Annotated in this window: 26 protein-coding genes; 12 read left to right on the top strand and 14 right to left on the bottom strand. The window is 41.2% G+C overall.

Going from position 1 to position 13,165, the window contains the following annotated elements; all coding sequences use genetic code 11:
- Positions 1-100 precede the first annotated feature (100 nt).
- Complete coding sequence (locus QMF79_RS08120; RefSeq protein ID WP_281773447.1) at positions 101-1,324, top strand: tyrosine-type recombinase/integrase; 1,224 nt, start codon at positions 101-103, stop codon at positions 1,322-1,324.
- Here QMF79_RS08120 and QMF79_RS08115 read toward each other — a convergent pair.
- The 14 genes from QMF79_RS08115 to QMF79_RS08050 form a co-directional block, all read right to left on the bottom strand.
- A complete protein-coding gene (locus tag QMF79_RS08115) occupies positions 1,288-1,485 on the bottom strand; it encodes a helix-turn-helix transcriptional regulator (RefSeq protein ID WP_281773446.1) in 198 nt (65 codons plus the stop codon). The genes QMF79_RS08120 and QMF79_RS08115 overlap by 37 nt on opposite strands.
- Positions 1,486-1,524: 39 nt before the next feature.
- Positions 1,525-1,875: a hypothetical protein gene (locus tag QMF79_RS08110; protein ID WP_281773445.1), complete on the bottom strand. Its 351-nt coding sequence runs from the start codon at positions 1,873-1,875 to the stop codon at positions 1,525-1,527.
- Positions 1,875-2,378: a MazG-like family protein gene (locus QMF79_RS08105; RefSeq protein WP_281773444.1), complete on the bottom strand. Its 504-nt coding sequence runs from the start codon at positions 2,376-2,378 to the stop codon at positions 1,875-1,877. Before QMF79_RS08105 ends, QMF79_RS08110 begins: the two co-directional genes overlap by 1 nt.
- A 2-nt stretch (positions 2,379-2,380) precedes the next feature.
- Complete coding sequence (locus tag QMF79_RS08100; RefSeq protein WP_281773443.1) at positions 2,381-2,590, bottom strand: DUF551 domain-containing protein; 210 nt, start codon at positions 2,588-2,590, stop codon at positions 2,381-2,383.
- Positions 2,583-2,759 (bottom strand): hypothetical protein, encoded by a 177-nt coding sequence (locus QMF79_RS08095; RefSeq protein WP_281773442.1) that lies wholly within the window; start codon positions 2,757-2,759, stop codon positions 2,583-2,585. The genes QMF79_RS08100 and QMF79_RS08095 overlap by 8 nt, the downstream gene beginning before the upstream one ends.
- Complete coding sequence (locus QMF79_RS08090; RefSeq protein ID WP_281773441.1) at positions 2,756-3,055, bottom strand: hypothetical protein; 300 nt, start codon at positions 3,053-3,055, stop codon at positions 2,756-2,758. The genes QMF79_RS08095 and QMF79_RS08090 overlap by 4 nt, the downstream gene beginning before the upstream one ends.
- The gene (locus QMF79_RS08085) at positions 3,039-3,557 is read right to left on the bottom strand and encodes a hypothetical protein (RefSeq protein WP_281773440.1); all 519 of its coding nucleotides are present in this window, start codon (positions 3,555-3,557) and stop codon (positions 3,039-3,041) included. Before QMF79_RS08085 ends, QMF79_RS08090 begins: the two co-directional genes overlap by 17 nt.
- A gap of 2 nt (positions 3,558-3,559) precedes the next feature.
- Positions 3,560-4,174: a YqaJ viral recombinase family protein gene (locus QMF79_RS08080; RefSeq protein WP_281773439.1), complete on the bottom strand. Its 615-nt coding sequence runs from the start codon at positions 4,172-4,174 to the stop codon at positions 3,560-3,562.
- Positions 4,171-4,959, bottom strand: a complete 789-nt coding sequence (gene bet, locus QMF79_RS08075) for a phage recombination protein Bet (protein WP_281773438.1) — start codon at positions 4,957-4,959, stop codon at positions 4,171-4,173. Before bet ends, QMF79_RS08080 begins: the two co-directional genes overlap by 4 nt.
- Positions 4,960-4,969: 10 nt before the next feature.
- The gene (locus QMF79_RS08070; RefSeq protein ID WP_281773437.1) at positions 4,970-5,860 is read right to left on the bottom strand and encodes a hypothetical protein; all 891 of its coding nucleotides are present in this window, start codon (positions 5,858-5,860) and stop codon (positions 4,970-4,972) included.
- Between the two features lie 2 nt (positions 5,861-5,862).
- The gene (locus tag QMF79_RS08065) at positions 5,863-6,039 is read right to left on the bottom strand and encodes a hypothetical protein (protein ID WP_281773436.1); all 177 of its coding nucleotides are present in this window, start codon (positions 6,037-6,039) and stop codon (positions 5,863-5,865) included.
- A 9-nt stretch (positions 6,040-6,048) separates the two neighbouring features.
- Positions 6,049-6,216, bottom strand: coding sequence for a hypothetical protein (locus QMF79_RS08060; RefSeq protein ID WP_281773435.1), 168 nt, complete (start codon positions 6,214-6,216; stop codon positions 6,049-6,051).
- Between the two features lie 186 nt (positions 6,217-6,402).
- The gene (locus QMF79_RS08055; protein ID WP_281773434.1) at positions 6,403-7,563 is read right to left on the bottom strand and encodes a type I restriction endonuclease; all 1,161 of its coding nucleotides are present in this window, start codon (positions 7,561-7,563) and stop codon (positions 6,403-6,405) included.
- A gap of 15 nt (positions 7,564-7,578) precedes the next feature.
- Entirely contained in the window at positions 7,579-8,325 is a 747-nt protein-coding gene (locus tag QMF79_RS08050) for an XRE family transcriptional regulator (protein WP_281773433.1), read from the bottom strand.
- A 123-nt stretch (positions 8,326-8,448) separates the two neighbouring features.
- Between QMF79_RS08050 and QMF79_RS08045 the strand changes: the two genes are divergently transcribed.
- From QMF79_RS08045 to QMF79_RS07995, 11 genes are all read left to right on the top strand, one after another.
- On the top strand, positions 8,449-8,682 hold the full coding sequence (locus QMF79_RS08045) for a transcriptional regulator (protein ID WP_281773432.1): 234 nt from the start codon (positions 8,449-8,451) through the stop codon (positions 8,680-8,682).
- The gene (locus QMF79_RS08040) at positions 8,669-8,938 is read left to right on the top strand and encodes a hypothetical protein (protein ID WP_281773431.1); all 270 of its coding nucleotides are present in this window, start codon (positions 8,669-8,671) and stop codon (positions 8,936-8,938) included. Before QMF79_RS08045 ends, QMF79_RS08040 begins: the two co-directional genes overlap by 14 nt.
- A gap of 129 nt (positions 8,939-9,067) precedes the next feature.
- Positions 9,068-9,982, top strand: a complete 915-nt coding sequence (locus QMF79_RS08035; protein WP_281773430.1) for a hypothetical protein — start codon at positions 9,068-9,070, stop codon at positions 9,980-9,982.
- Entirely contained in the window at positions 9,970-10,617 is a 648-nt protein-coding gene (locus tag QMF79_RS08030; protein WP_281773429.1) for a replication protein P, read from the top strand. The genes QMF79_RS08035 and QMF79_RS08030 overlap by 13 nt, the downstream gene beginning before the upstream one ends.
- A complete protein-coding gene (locus tag QMF79_RS08025) occupies positions 10,607-10,834 on the top strand; it encodes a hypothetical protein (RefSeq protein WP_281773428.1) in 228 nt (75 codons plus the stop codon). Before QMF79_RS08030 ends, QMF79_RS08025 begins: the two co-directional genes overlap by 11 nt.
- Entirely contained in the window at positions 10,831-11,385 is a 555-nt protein-coding gene (locus QMF79_RS08020) for a DNA N-6-adenine-methyltransferase (RefSeq protein WP_281773427.1), read from the top strand. Before QMF79_RS08025 ends, QMF79_RS08020 begins: the two co-directional genes overlap by 4 nt.
- Positions 11,378-11,686, top strand: coding sequence for a hypothetical protein (locus QMF79_RS08015; protein WP_281773426.1), 309 nt, complete (start codon positions 11,378-11,380; stop codon positions 11,684-11,686). The genes QMF79_RS08020 and QMF79_RS08015 overlap by 8 nt, the downstream gene beginning before the upstream one ends.
- A gap of 7 nt (positions 11,687-11,693) precedes the next feature.
- Complete coding sequence (locus QMF79_RS08010; protein WP_281773425.1) at positions 11,694-12,320, top strand: DUF1367 family protein; 627 nt, start codon at positions 11,694-11,696, stop codon at positions 12,318-12,320.
- A gap of 1 nt (position 12,321) precedes the next feature.
- The gene (locus tag QMF79_RS08005; RefSeq protein WP_281773424.1) at positions 12,322-12,693 is read left to right on the top strand and encodes a hypothetical protein; all 372 of its coding nucleotides are present in this window, start codon (positions 12,322-12,324) and stop codon (positions 12,691-12,693) included.
- A gap of 2 nt (positions 12,694-12,695) precedes the next feature.
- Positions 12,696-12,911, top strand: coding sequence for a hypothetical protein (locus QMF79_RS08000; protein ID WP_281773423.1), 216 nt, complete (start codon positions 12,696-12,698; stop codon positions 12,909-12,911).
- On the top strand, positions 12,901-13,165 hold a 265-nt coding region (locus QMF79_RS07995), incomplete at its 3' end, for a recombination protein NinG (protein WP_281773422.1). The genes QMF79_RS08000 and QMF79_RS07995, both read left to right, overlap by 11 nt.

Genomic DNA, 13,165 nt, shown 5'->3' with positions numbered 1-13,165 from the left:
AGTAAATTCAACGTTTCTTGATAAAATCACGCTCTAAAGAACTCTAAAGAGATTTAAAGAAATCTAAAATTTATAGCAGGTGTTTTGGAGGTGCTTGGAGATGGCAAAAATAATTAAACCTTTAACTGCAACAGAAGTGAAAAACGCTCGCCCAGAAGATAGCCCGCTTCGTGATGGCGGTGGCTTAATCTTGGAAATTTCGCCTGCTTCTAAGCGTTGGCGATTTGACTATCGTAAACCTTTTTCAGGTAAACGTACAGATATTCGTATTGGAACTTATCCAGCAGTATCGCTGGTTGAGGCTCGTGCTAAACGTGATGAATTTAAGGCGTTATTGGCTCAGAATATCGATCCGCGTGAGCATTTAAAACGCCTTGAGCTAGAAAAACTCAGTGAAGAATTAAATACCTTTGGCAAGGTAGCGGAACGTTGGCGAGATAATTTTAAAGCCAAACAGGTAGAAGATAACACGATGTTTGAAGATTGGCGGCGGCTAGAAAACCATATTTTTCCTAAATTAGCAGATGCTCCGTTATCTTCTATCAATTCTAGATTGCTCGTGGAGGTATTGCAACCTGTTGCGAAACGCGGACATTCCTCAGTTATTGAGAAAACCTTGCGCACAGTGGTAAGTATTATGGATTATGCCGAGAATTCAGGCTTGATCGAAATTCATAACTGCCATAAAGCAAGAAAATCATTTCATATCGAAGAAGCTCAGAACAATCCCACTATTCCACCAGAGGAACTACCTCGTCTTGTAGCGGATATGAAACAATGGTTAGAGGAAGGTAAAATTCAAGCGAAAACGTATTATTTATTAGGTTGGAGTTTGTTAACTGGCGTGAGACCTGCAGAAGCGGTCAGTGTTGAATGGTGTGAGATTGATTGGGAAAATGCGACCTGGCATATTCCTGCAGAGAAAATGAAAGGGCGAATGAATAAGAAAATGCCACATAGCGTGCCACTTTCTAGACAGGCTTTGGAAATTTTACAAAATATGAGGGAAATTGGTGGTCGAACATTTATTTTTAACAGTTACGCTAACCCTAAAAATCCAATGAGCAGCGAAACGGTCAATCGTGTGTTAAATCGAAATGGCTATAAAGATATTCTTACCGCTCACGGTTTACGCTCAATCGTAAGAACTTACTTAGCAAAACAGAATGTAGAACGAAACACCGCCGAAGCGGTGCTAAGTCATAAAATTAAGGATAGATTGGAACGCACCTACAATCGCTCGGATTATTTTGAGGAGCGCATTCCTGTGATGCAAATGTGGGCAGACTATGTTTCTGCTTGCGGTTGGCGTTGTTGCATATAATCGCTGATTTCGCTCTGTACATAGAAGGTACTGCGTCCAACTTTGATTGGCTTTGGGAAATCTGCTTTAAACCGTGAAGATTTGGGATTGGTCCAATCAAATAGTGTGGACACTCCAATGCTCATCTGTTGTGCAACTTCTTTTGTTCGTAAGTATTTCATATTATTTCCTTGTAACGCCCTGAAAAGTCAGGGCGTGGGTTAATCTTCAATCCGCTTAATTTCAGGCAAAGGTTCTTCGCCGAATTTCATTGGCTCGTGGAAATTTACGGTTTTGCCTCCTTCGGGGTATTTATCCCACGACAAGCGGTGGCGGATAACGTGGTAAATATCGCCCGCGTTGCGTTCAAAGTTCATTTTGTCGAGCTCTAAATAAGGCTCGATAAAATAGTGGAAGCAATTTTCAACTTGCCAAAAATAGTGGTCGGGCTTGAGCTTTAAATAAGGCTCTAAGGCGAACCATTGCCCAGCGTGAAGGCGTTCATAAAGCTCGCATGCGTCTTGCACGATTTGAGCTTGTTTTTCGGTAAGAGTGAGTCGGTATTTGGGCATTAAAAATCTTCCTCTTTCACGAACACACCATCAATCATTTTGCCTTTTCGATCTTTGATTTGGTCGTAGGCGTGTTGCACGCAGTCCTTGAAACTCAATCCTTCAAACAGTGAAATAAGCATTAAGTTGATACAGAACAGTTCGATCCATTCTTTAGTAATACTCCAACCTTGATTTATTGGTATTGCGATTCCGCCTAAATTACGCACTGCTTCGAGTAACTGTTCTGTGACTGAACTGTCGTTATATTTTCCTTCTTTAAATTCACTAATCACAACCGAGTTGTAGAGTTCTGCTTTTAAATTTAATTGCTTGCATAAAATAACCGTAACTACAAAACAATCCCCGATGCTGTCTTTAATTACATCAGGTTTATTTTCAGCAACGCCACCGCAAAGCTCGCCAAATTTTTCCATCAGCTTAAGCATTTGTTCCTGTGGTGATGAGTCTTTAATTAGATTACGTTCTTTTGCCAATTTTTCTATTTGTTTGATAAATTGCATTTTTATTTTTCCTTTGATAGTTCTGGGAGTGGTTGCCAGTGGGTAACTTTTCCACACTCGCCATTATTGCTATAAAATTGCTTACTTTTGTGATTACCTACTCGCCAAGCAATAAATCGAGATTTTGGATCATTATATTCTTCTATACCGTAAACAAGTACAGACTCAAATTCTTTAGGCAATATCTCCGAACATTTAATCCAGTTACTCATCTGCATTCTCCTTATCTTGTGGAATATCAGGGAATTTAATCCACCCATCTTCAAAGCTATTGATAATCCACAATGTGCCGTCATTACAAAGAGCGATGGTTTCACCATAAAACATATTTCGTCCTTCGTCTAAGGATATTGAGTTTGAAACTTGGATAATCTTTCTCATCTTGTTTTTCCTTTCAAAATTTCTCTTTTCATTTTCCGCGGTAGACTGTTAAATTCAATCGTGCGGGCAAGATCTATGTTGTTTTTGAGTGTAGTGTGCATTTGGGTAATCTGCTCGTCTTTCTCTTTTATCATTCGCTTAAGCTGATGATTTTCTCGTAACAAGCGGTCATTTTCGTGGTGTAATTTGGCAAGGTTGCCTTTGATATGCACGATCACACGTGCCTGCTTGGCGTATTTACTGATGTAGTCGTGAAGTGCTTTACGCAGGCAAAAGGGGTTAAAAGGTAGGTACATAGCTTTCTCCAAGAAGGCGAGATTTTGCGACTTCAATGAGTAACTGGTATTCTCGCTGGATTCGTTCATTGTGAACTTCGGCAGATTTCGCTAAAAACTCATCGACTGTTCCACTAAAACAACCACGAGTGGCAAGTAATGAGCCATCTTTGGATTTATAAACCGTAAGCGTGCCTTGCTCTGTTCCCACTTTTGAAAACAAAACGAGATCGTCATCACCAAACACCCGAGCATTGCCAGACACCCAAGCATTGTCAGACACCCAAGCATTGCCATACACCCGAGCATCACCATACACCCGAGCATTGCCAGACACCCAAGCATTGTCAGACACCCAAGCATTGCCACTATGAGCTAGATTATCTTCTTTTTCGATATAGCCACCGAGAGAGCCAGCTACAACTACACCAAAATTAATAAGGGATTTAATGCGGTAGAGTGTTTTTCCGTTTGGTGCGGTAACGGTATCGTTTTTGAGTAATTCGTATTTTTTCTGTGTCATTTTTAATTCTCCTTATAGGCTTTAAGCGAGCGGATAAAATCGGGAATATGCTTATCAAACGCCGTCATTAACACTGGATCTCTGGTTGCTGTGTAAAGGTAAAGTGGCTGTTTGAGATATTCAGGGCAGTAGCTAACAAAATCCCAGCTTTCATAACCTGTTACCCAAAGTGCGATCTGCACTTGAATAATGTATTCACTTGGCACGCCACCTTCGAGCACGTATTTAATGTGCGTTTTCATTTTGGGGCATTTGATTTCAAGCCCTTTTTTGAGGGCGGGGATAAGCCCATCGGGGCTTATCATTAACTCTTTGTCCGCATTCAGATAAACACCGCCGACCTGAACCACCTCATTGCCCGTTTCAAATTCATATGCCATACGAGCAAGCGGTTCTAATTCGTTGCCACGTTGCATATCCAGGGTTTTAATGCTTTCGCTTCTACCTTCAATACTTTCCGCAACCAGTTCAGCAAGGTAACTCGTCCAGCCTGTTGATTTCTGTCCGCTTGGCGTCACAATATTTTTAATCCCTGTTGCGGTCGGAATACCAAGCCGTGCGGTAAGCCATTCTTCTGTGCCTTGTTCGCAATCAAGGGTCATTAAGTCATCAATCATAGTGGAATATCCTCACCTAAATGCTCATCTTGTGATTGCTGCTCACTGCGTTTTTTCATCAATTTTTTAATGACGCTTTCCGCATTGTCTTTCGTGATTTGCTCAAGGCTTGGTGCATTGCCAGCAAAAGCTAGTAGTTTCTGCACGTTGGATTGAGTTTCATCAATTAAGCCTTTCATCTGCTCAAGCTGTTCAGCGGTAATCAACTCAACGGCTTTACCTTCAATCACAGTGGGTTTTGGTATAATGTTAGGTGACACTCTGTCATTTTCCGCAATGCGTTCCGCTTCATCTTGGTCATAAATTCCCGTGAATCCAAATGCTAAACGAGCACATTGAATCATTGCTTTGTGTCGCAACATTCGTTTTGGGTGTGACTTCCACGCTGGGCTATTTTGTTTTAAACATTCTTGCAAAAATTCCGTTACTACAATCGGTTTGCTACGGTCTTTACGGTAAATGGTGCAAGTGCAAGCGGAGTAATCATCAGAGAAACTAAACTCCATTCCGTCGTATTGTGGTTCACGGTTAATAATGCGAATCCAACCATCTACCCCTACAATCGGCGTAATACCACCATTTCCACCAGGGAATGCGTAAATCTCTTTTGTCCAAGGATTAAGCTGGTATTGATTAGCAATAACCAGCAACGCTACCATCTGAGTATCATTAACATTGGCACCTGCAAATGCCGTACCTTTTAATGTTTCGGATAATCCTATGCCGTCGCCCATATCAAAGCGGTCAGCTAATTTTGAGGTTAAAGTTTGTAGTGCGGTTGCCATATATTTACTCCTATTTCGCTTTATTTAATGAAACAACACCATCAATTTCCGCTTTCAATTTGCGGGCAAGATCGACCGCTTGTTGTTGGCTTACTTGACTTAGGCGAATCGTGATCACAAAGTCCGACAGAGCTACGTTTTCTGTGGCTTCGTTTGCAATTTCTTGCGGTTTTTCGACCGCTTGTTGATCCAGTTCATTGGCAATCGCTTTCGCTTCTGCCTGCACGTTGCTTGCTTGAGCTTGACGTTGCTGCTCGTCTTTAATGCGGGCTTGCACGATAGGTTCTAACTCTTCCGAGCCTGCAATAAGCTGTAGCCAATCTTTGAATAAATAATCATATTCTTTCGGCAGGCATTTTTTGCGTTCCATCAAACGGGCACTTTCTGTTGCCAGCTCTGCTAGAATCGTGTTCACTTCCGCATTTACTGCTTTAGTCAAAGTTGCCAGCGTGCTACGGCGTTTGGTAGCTTCTTGTAATCGTTCCTGCAGTTTGGCTTTCGGATAAGTCTTTTCGATTGCCAGAGAAATATCGCTCTCGTAGCTGTAACGCACTTTACTGATGGCTTCAAAGCCTGCTTTTACAACCTCAGCTTTAATTTCTGCCTCTTTGGTTTTAACCAATTTTTCACGGCTTAACCGCTCTTCACGAAAACGTTCTGCAATCTGTTCAGCTGTTTCAATTAGATCCACTACTTCACCGCTGACAGCGGTTTTAATTGCGGCTCGAATTTTCTCTTCGGCTTCTTTGAGTGTTTTGACCTCTTCTTTGGCTGCGACAAAATCATCATCGGTTTCAAAATTCTGCGTCAGGTTTGCCAAAAATTGCTCTGCCTGCTTTTTAAAATCAAGAATGTTGGTGGAAAGCACACGGCTTTCGGTAGATAAGCTAAGTTCTAGCATTTTTAACCTCTTTCATAACAATTAGACATCCAATAGTCGCAATCACGATCTTCAAAATCTAAATCTTGCTCATCGGGATAATTATCACCAAGTACTTCACGGTAATCGCCATCCTCAAACTGGACGTAATAATCCACATCGCTTTCAAAATAATGTGCTGGAAGAATATGTTTTCTCATACCTACTCCTTATTTGCAGTACTGGGTGTTGCCATTGTATTCAACAATCCACGAGCCGTTCACACGTTCGCATTTATAGCGTTCCATCTGAACGTGATCATCAAAGTCCATTTTGCCAACAATGCCAAGAATTAAGATAACTATTACGAAGGGGGCGAGTTTTTTTAAAGTATTCATTGATTGCTCCTCATAAAACGCCCTACCGTCTCTGCTTGGTTTCCCTTTCGGCTTTCGCCTGCTCAGGTGGGTATGGGAGTATATTAAAAGAAATCTTTTAAAAAGAAAAGTTTTATTTTTAAATATTTAATTTATGAGGGGAGAAAAAAGCCCGCATTAAGCGGGCCAAGAGAAAGGAATAAATGGCTATTTTTTCATTCTGAAATTTTCATCATCTTGGCAATAGGCAAAACAATCACGCATAATGCCACTAATTCGGAATATGTCTTCCGAATGCTTGATCGTAATTATTGTGCGATTGGTTAATTCTTTTAGCTCTAAGCCAGCACGTAAAATCTCCTGTTTGTGGCTATCTGTAAGCTCAAGTGGAACAACGAGCGAGAAGCCTGATTTTTCTGCATATTGGCGGCATAGCCAGCGGTTACTTTTTCCTTGATAAAGAATTGAAAAATAGGTTTCATTGTCTTTATAGCTAATTTTATTAGGATCATCAACGATTTGACAAACGTAATCAAATAAGGTCTGTTCTTGTTTGGTTGTAATAATTTTTGCATTATTAGGATCGATAATATCGCCATTATTAGGTGTTTCTTGAAGCGAGGCTTCCTCAATCGTAGCTGGTACAGACATATCTGATGGCGTTGCTAAGCCAGAGACAACAAGCGTGGACATTGCTCGTTCAATTGCTTGTTTTACAATGGGGGAAATACTATCTAAAAACCGCTGACTTAATTGTCGTCCAACATTGGAATTTGCTGCTACATAGCGTACAAATTCGGTAGGTACTTCTTGAAGGGCTTGAGTAATGGTTTTGGTAAATTGCGATAAATAGAGACTTTCTTCGGCTAATGTTCTCAATGCGTCAGCTTGGAAGTTGTCGTGGCAAAAACGAGCAAGGCTATCAATCTTACTTTGATCTTGCTCTTCAAAGTTAATGCGTAGGAATGGCTTATCGTCCATCAGATTCTTATTTTTCAAGTCGGTAAAGAACCGCCACTCCCGACCATTGGTAATGATAGCAAATTCAACTTCTGGTGTAGCATTAAAATAGCGAGCAAGCTGTGGAGCATGATTGCTTAGGTTCTCATTATAGGCTTTTGCCTCAATAAGCATGACAGGCAAATCTTGGCAAAACAAAGCGTAATCTACTCGCTCTCCATTTTTCGCCCCTGCAAAATCAGCAGAATATTCTGCTTTTACTTTCGTAGGGTCATAGGGATTAAACCCTAAGATATCTAATAGCGGCAAAATCAATGCTTGCTTGGTGGTTTCTTCTGTTGTGCAATGCACTCCCATACGTTGCACATGCTGCGCATGGGCAAAAATTTTGTTAGCAAATTCACTCATAATTCCTCCTGAGAATTAAATATCTCGACTATTAAGGGTTAAAACACGCTGGCATTTACCTAAAATTTGCACTCGCACCAAATTATTATGTGTAATTTCAAAACTGGTGCCTGCAATTTCGTTACTGGCGTTGGCTTGCAATATACCATCGGGCGTTTGGCGTAAGCGGCGAACATAAAGCTCATTATTCATTACAAAGACATAGATACCTTCGCCCGCATATTTTTGGCAAGCGGTATTCACTAACACCACTTCGCCTTTTTCAATAGTCGGCGACATCGAATCGTTAAACATTGTTAGCATTGCAATATCACTTGTTTCGAAGCGTTTTACTAAAACCATCAACCCCTCTGCTGAAAAACTAAGTTCATTAAATAAATGAGAAATATCGTTATTAATCACTTCTTTTGGAAGAACAAGGTTGCGAACCACAGTCACATTTTGGCTAGAATCCACCTCCCGTTTGTTACTAACGCTATCTTCGGAGCGTCCATAATAATGATTAGTGGTAGCAGTAATTGGCGAACTATTAAGAGTCGCTCGTTCTCCGAATGTTACTGAACTCCCAGTTCCATTTTGTAACCAATTAGGATCTACTCCGAGAGCATTCGCTATATCTAATAAATTTCTTGGTTTTTGCACCTTATCATTTATTAAATTGCTAATTGCCATTTGCGTTATACCGATCTCATTAGCCAATTGTTCTTGACTAATTCCTTTCTCAATCATCGTAATGTGTACTCTCTTACCAATTGAGCTCATATATTCCCCTTATCAAATTTGTTTCAATTTTAAAAACATTCTTTTAATCTTTCAAAAAAGAAATCTTTTAAAAAGAAATGTTTTGTTTTAATATGAATGTATTATTAATAACCATGATTTTTTATGAATAAAGCAGTAAAAAAAGCAATTCAAAAATGCGGAAACCAAACCTCACTAGCAAGGTTAGTTGGCGTATCTCAAATGACCATCTCTAACTGGCTAAATGGCGGGAGCATTCGAGCTGAAGATGTAATTCCACTAAGTCAAGCAACCAATGGAGCTATCTCGGTGGAAGAGATCTGCCAATCCTGCTTAGAGCTAAGTATGCAAAAAGGAAAACGCAATGGCACGCAATGAATTAACCAGAGGTGCAATGCAAATTGCAGATTTGATCAGAAGTAAATCGGCAGAGCGCACCGATAAATCTGTGGCGGATGCCATTGATATTCCACCAAGTACACTCTGCCGATTTAAATCGGAGCATTTGGATAAATTCTGTGCATTTCTTGATGAGTTAGGTTTGGTAGTGAGAGAGAAAGATGCCGAAAGCAAACGACAACAGGCGTTGATCGTGTTAGCTGAAATAGGTCTGCAACATATCAACGATAGATAAAAGAATGCCCACACTGGGCAAACAGTGTGGGCGATGTGTTAAACAACCATAGGAGATAATCTATGAAAGTTCAAAATCATTATAAATCATTCCCAACCTCCCCACAAGAGGCAAATCTAGGAGGTAATCGTGTCTAGTTCAAAATTATTGGTTGATGAGCAACCAATACAAGTGCTGCCGTCATTAGCCTGTGCCATCGGCTTAAATGAAGCAATGGTATTACAACAACTCCATTGGCGTTTGCGATATTCAAAAAACCAAGCAAACGGACTTTACTGGGTGTTTGACAAATATGAGGTTTGGCAGCAGGAGCATTTTCCATTCTGGTCGCTGGACACCGTTAAGCGAATATTCCGCAATTTGGAGAAAATGAACCTGGTTATTTCTTCTGACAAGCTCAATCAATTTAAGCTTGATAGAACGAAGTGGTACACCATCAATTATGGGGCTTTAAATGCCCTTGATACAACAGGGAAAATTGCACCGCCGAGCGTGCAAAATACCACATCGAGCAGGGCAAAATGCCACGACACAACAGGGCAAATTGCACCGCTCAGAGGAGGGCAAATTGCCCTCACCAATAACCAAAAGAATACCCAAGAGAATACAACAATAGATAAATGTGTTGTGTCGCAGGCGAAAACGCCAGCGACCACACACTCGAAAAAATCTGATGTTTTAAATTTACTCAAGCAATACGGAATTGAGGGCGATTTGGCTGTCGATTTTGCAAAACACCGAAAGGCGATGAAAGCCCCAATTACCGAGCGAGCAATGAAAATGCTCCAGACACAAGCGAACTTAGCGAAAATTCCAATTACGCTGGCGGTAGAGATTGTTTTAGCGAAAGGAACGTGGAAATCGTTCCAAGCGGACTATGCGTGGCAATCAACAGCTCAGGCATTGGGGTGGCGACAGAGTTTTGCAAATAATCTGCAAAATTCGACCGCTTGTCGTGCTCAATCGAGTGAAATTCACGATACAGCAGGTTGGTCGTCAGGATTAACGTTTGACGATGGCAGAGGGAATGTATGTCACTTCTAGCGGTGCAACCACAAGCCGAAAAACAATTACCCGCTGAATTTGTTGAGCGAGCTGAGAGCGAAGTAAACCGAATTTTCAACGTGCTCAAGGGTTCGCATTTGGGCTGGCGAGCGAATATCAAAACGCAAGCCGAATACGATAACGCCCGCCGTGAATGGTTGCGATTGCTGCTCAAACATCGCTTGACGGCAACGGAAATCGAGCAAGGTTTGGCGGTGGCTGAGATGGACAAAAGCCCGTATTTGCCGAGTTTTGGTCAGTTTTATGATTGGTGCAAAACGGTTAACTACGAAAGTTTAGGCTTGCCTTCCTTGGAGCAGTTGCTCAAGCGGTTAAATCACTTTGCCGCCTATGGATTTGAGGATGCCGACAAGTTCTCGTTCAAAAACGATGCGGAATACTGGCTGATTACCGATTTGTATCGTCGAGAACGGCGTTATTTGTGGCAAGAAAGCACGTTGCGGAGTCAAGCAGAACAGGCTTTACTCAAGATGGCAAAACGCATACAAGCGGGCGAAAACATCCCAGAGCGTGCAAAGGCGATTGAGAAGCCGAAAGAATATATTCCCGCACATCCGTTAGTGGAAGCGAGATTGAGAGAATTAAGAGAACAGGGAGAGCAAAATGCTATTTGATTCAGTAAAAAAATATTTAGACCTTGATAGTCGTATGGCATTAGGTGGTGCAATTTTAACGATAACTTACAAAATCCCGCGTGGCAAATGCGAAGTGAAGCCATTGCATAAGGCGTTACATCATATCCGACAAACTAAAGGTGTTCGCCGTGCTTACGCGAAATTTCGCAAAAATGAAATTTTGCTAAAAGTGATTTTCGCTAAGGATGCAAAATGACCGATCAACAATTTGACAAAAACACTTGGCAAACGCCAGAGTATTTTTTCAGATGGCTAACAAAAAGGTTTAGTTATTTTGATTTTGATGGCTGTGCTAATGAGCAAAATAGACTCTGTGATTTATGGATTGGCGAAGATTCAAATTTCCACGATTTTCTAGCAGACGAACTCTTAGAGGAGTTGTATTGGTACGCCCATAACAATATAAGTTCAACAGAAATTCTGAAAATTTTCGTCAATCCCCCTTACTCCGATGTTACGCCATTTTTGCAGCAGGCAAAACGCTTGCGTGATGCAGGGCATTTAGTGGTGATGTTACTTAACAACGACAAATCTACGTGGTGGTATCAGCAATGCGTTCACGGTGTAGCAAATGAGGTGATTGATCTTGTCGGTGGTCGCATAGCATTTATTAACCCTGTTACGGGCAAGGAAATCAAAGGCAACAGTAAAGGACAGATGATTGTGGTGTTCGATCCAACAATGGAAGATTTTGTGCAACGGTCGGTAAGTTTGGATTTTGTGAAGAAGGTAGGTAATTATGAGTAATAACAGCAACATTGAGCTAGTAAAGCAATTATTACAGAAAGCGGGCGTGGTTATTCACCCAAAATCAGAAGGGGTTATGGTTTATGCCTACCGAAATGGTAAGCAGTATGAAACTTTTGTTTGTAGCTGGTTGGGTTCTAATCTGACGGTGTCAATTTCAATCGATTGTAAGGCGAATTTGAAGAAAAGTACCAAAATTGTAAAGGGTATTTTCGGAAAGCAATTTGCGGTAAGGCATTTAGCAAATTGTCCATTTGATGGCAAGCAAGCGAACTATTTTAGCTGTGAATTTTTACATTGAGGACAAGATGGCAAGCAAAGTTAAACGCAAAACTGAAATCCTTGCGGTGAAATACCCGAATGGGGCGATTGTGGCGGAAACGGAATACGACCGCAATTTGTTGAAAAACTTGCCAATTGGTGGGGCAGTAAAGATTATGCCGATGAGTAATAACCGCAACTATCAGCACCACAAAAAGTTCTTTGCTCTGCTAGACACGGGCTTTGAATATTGGCAACCGAAATTTCAGGTGATGTCAGAAATGGAAGTGTGGATTTGCGATGAGGTGTATAAGGGGGTGAGTAAGATAATGCCCACCGACACGCTCCGAACCTGGTTGCGGGATTTTCTGGATAGTTTGGCGGAACGTATTACCAAGCACCGCCGTGAAAAACTTGATTACGAGGGAATGAAAACGCTTGAGGCATATTTAAACCACGTAATGAAGCAAGCAGGCTTTTACGACATTAAGCCGAGTGCTGATGGTGGTACGTTTAAAGAGCGGTGGTCGATTTCGTTTGATAATTGTCCGCAAGAGAAATTCAACGAGATTTACAAAGGCGTATTTGGTGTGATTTGGAATGAAACGCTCTGTAATGTCTATCAGGACGAATGGGCGTTGGAGAATAAAATTAGTCAGTTGATGGGGTTTTAAGATGTTAGTGTTTTTAGTTTGGTTTAGTGAAGTGGTGGTAACGCTGAAGCTAATGTTCGAAGTTGCTCTTAGTGGGTTGCTTGGTGTGCTATTAATTTGGATTGTTATTGTGGTAGCGTGGAGTGCGGAAAGAATCGGTAATCCTGCTATGGTTAACCTAAAGGCACAATACAAAAAAATAGTTGGCTTGATTTTAACTTTTTCCGTTTTAACTGCAATCACGCCAAGTCAAAAGACGTATTACGCAATGTTGGGCGTTTACGCTGGGCAGGAGATTATAGCAAATCCGAAGGCTCAGGCGTTGTTTGATAAGTCAATTAAGGCAATTGAAGTGCAATTGGATAGTGTGATTAACAAGAATCAGGAGAAATAATAATGAAAGATATTTTAACGGTTTTTGCCATTGCGATAGTCGGGCTTACACCTTTCATTCTATTTTTATTTGGGGATTTGGTAAGTAAGGTAATCAGTAATGTTTGGCTAGGTTTGCTTGTCGGTTTGCTTACCATAGTTCCATTAGCTATCTCTAGTGTGTTTGGTATGCTTGGAATTATGATGTATGTTTTGAGAGGTTACGAAAGTGAGAAATAAACCACCCAAACAGCATAAATGTAAAGAATGTGGCGAATACTATACAAAATTCCGCTCCACACAGCAGGTTTGCTCCGTGAAGTGTGCAATGGCGATGGGTAAGCGGAAAGCGGAAGAAAAACGCAAAAAACTTGAAAAAGCTAACCGCTTGGAAGCAAGCCGTCGTATGCGTGATCGGAAGGAGAAGCTGAAAAGCCGTTCTGATTGGCTGAAAGATTTGCAGCGTGTGTTTAATGAATTTATCCGCTTGCGTG

Source organism: Pseudohaemophilus parahaemolyticus (genome assembly GCF_938021905.1).
In the GTDB taxonomy this organism is placed as follows: Bacteria; Pseudomonadota; Gammaproteobacteria; order Enterobacterales; family Pasteurellaceae; genus Haemophilus_A; species Haemophilus_A parahaemolyticus_B.
This window is presented reverse-complemented; position numbering and strand designations above follow the sequence as displayed.

Coding starts and splice junctions, on each gene's coding strand:
- QMF79_RS08120 (WP_281773447.1), top strand. CDS start 101: ATGGCAAAAATAATTAAACCTTTAACTGCAACAGAAGTGAAAAACGCT.
- QMF79_RS08115 (WP_281773446.1), bottom strand. CDS start 1,485: ATGAAATACTTACGAACAAAAGAAGTTGCACAACAGATGAGCATTGGA.
- QMF79_RS08110 (WP_281773445.1), bottom strand. CDS start 1,875: ATGCCCAAATACCGACTCACTCTTACCGAAAAACAAGCTCAAATCGTG.
- QMF79_RS08105 (WP_281773444.1), bottom strand. CDS start 2,378: ATGCAATTTATCAAACAAATAGAAAAATTGGCAAAAGAACGTAATCTA.
- QMF79_RS08100 (WP_281773443.1), bottom strand. CDS start 2,590: ATGAGTAACTGGATTAAATGTTCGGAGATATTGCCTAAAGAATTTGAG.
- QMF79_RS08095 (WP_281773442.1), bottom strand. CDS start 2,759: ATGAGAAAGATTATCCAAGTTTCAAACTCAATATCCTTAGACGAAGGA.
- QMF79_RS08090 (WP_281773441.1), bottom strand. CDS start 3,055: ATGTACCTACCTTTTAACCCCTTTTGCCTGCGTAAAGCACTTCACGAC.
- QMF79_RS08085 (WP_281773440.1), bottom strand. CDS start 3,557: ATGACACAGAAAAAATACGAATTACTCAAAAACGATACCGTTACCGCA.
- QMF79_RS08080 (WP_281773439.1), bottom strand. CDS start 4,174: ATGATTGATGACTTAATGACCCTTGATTGCGAACAAGGCACAGAAGAA.
- bet (WP_281773438.1), bottom strand. CDS start 4,959: ATGGCAACCGCACTACAAACTTTAACCTCAAAATTAGCTGACCGCTTT.
- QMF79_RS08070 (WP_281773437.1), bottom strand. CDS start 5,860: ATGCTAGAACTTAGCTTATCTACCGAAAGCCGTGTGCTTTCCACCAAC.
- QMF79_RS08065 (WP_281773436.1), bottom strand. CDS start 6,039: ATGAGAAAACATATTCTTCCAGCACATTATTTTGAAAGCGATGTGGAT.
- QMF79_RS08060 (WP_281773435.1), bottom strand. CDS start 6,216: ATGAATACTTTAAAAAAACTCGCCCCCTTCGTAATAGTTATCTTAATT.
- QMF79_RS08055 (WP_281773434.1), bottom strand. CDS start 7,563: ATGAGTGAATTTGCTAACAAAATTTTTGCCCATGCGCAGCATGTGCAA.
- QMF79_RS08050 (WP_281773433.1), bottom strand. CDS start 8,325: ATGAGCTCAATTGGTAAGAGAGTACACATTACGATGATTGAGAAAGGA.
- QMF79_RS08045 (WP_281773432.1), top strand. CDS start 8,449: ATGAATAAAGCAGTAAAAAAAGCAATTCAAAAATGCGGAAACCAAACC.
- QMF79_RS08040 (WP_281773431.1), top strand. CDS start 8,669: ATGGCACGCAATGAATTAACCAGAGGTGCAATGCAAATTGCAGATTTG.
- QMF79_RS08030 (WP_281773429.1), top strand. CDS start 9,970: ATGTCACTTCTAGCGGTGCAACCACAAGCCGAAAAACAATTACCCGCT.
- QMF79_RS08025 (WP_281773428.1), top strand. CDS start 10,607: ATGCTATTTGATTCAGTAAAAAAATATTTAGACCTTGATAGTCGTATG.
- QMF79_RS08020 (WP_281773427.1), top strand. CDS start 10,831: ATGACCGATCAACAATTTGACAAAAACACTTGGCAAACGCCAGAGTAT.
- QMF79_RS08015 (WP_281773426.1), top strand. CDS start 11,378: ATGAGTAATAACAGCAACATTGAGCTAGTAAAGCAATTATTACAGAAA.
- QMF79_RS08010 (WP_281773425.1), top strand. CDS start 11,694: ATGGCAAGCAAAGTTAAACGCAAAACTGAAATCCTTGCGGTGAAATAC.
- QMF79_RS08005 (WP_281773424.1), top strand. CDS start 12,322: ATGTTAGTGTTTTTAGTTTGGTTTAGTGAAGTGGTGGTAACGCTGAAG.
- QMF79_RS08000 (WP_281773423.1), top strand. CDS start 12,696: ATGAAAGATATTTTAACGGTTTTTGCCATTGCGATAGTCGGGCTTACA.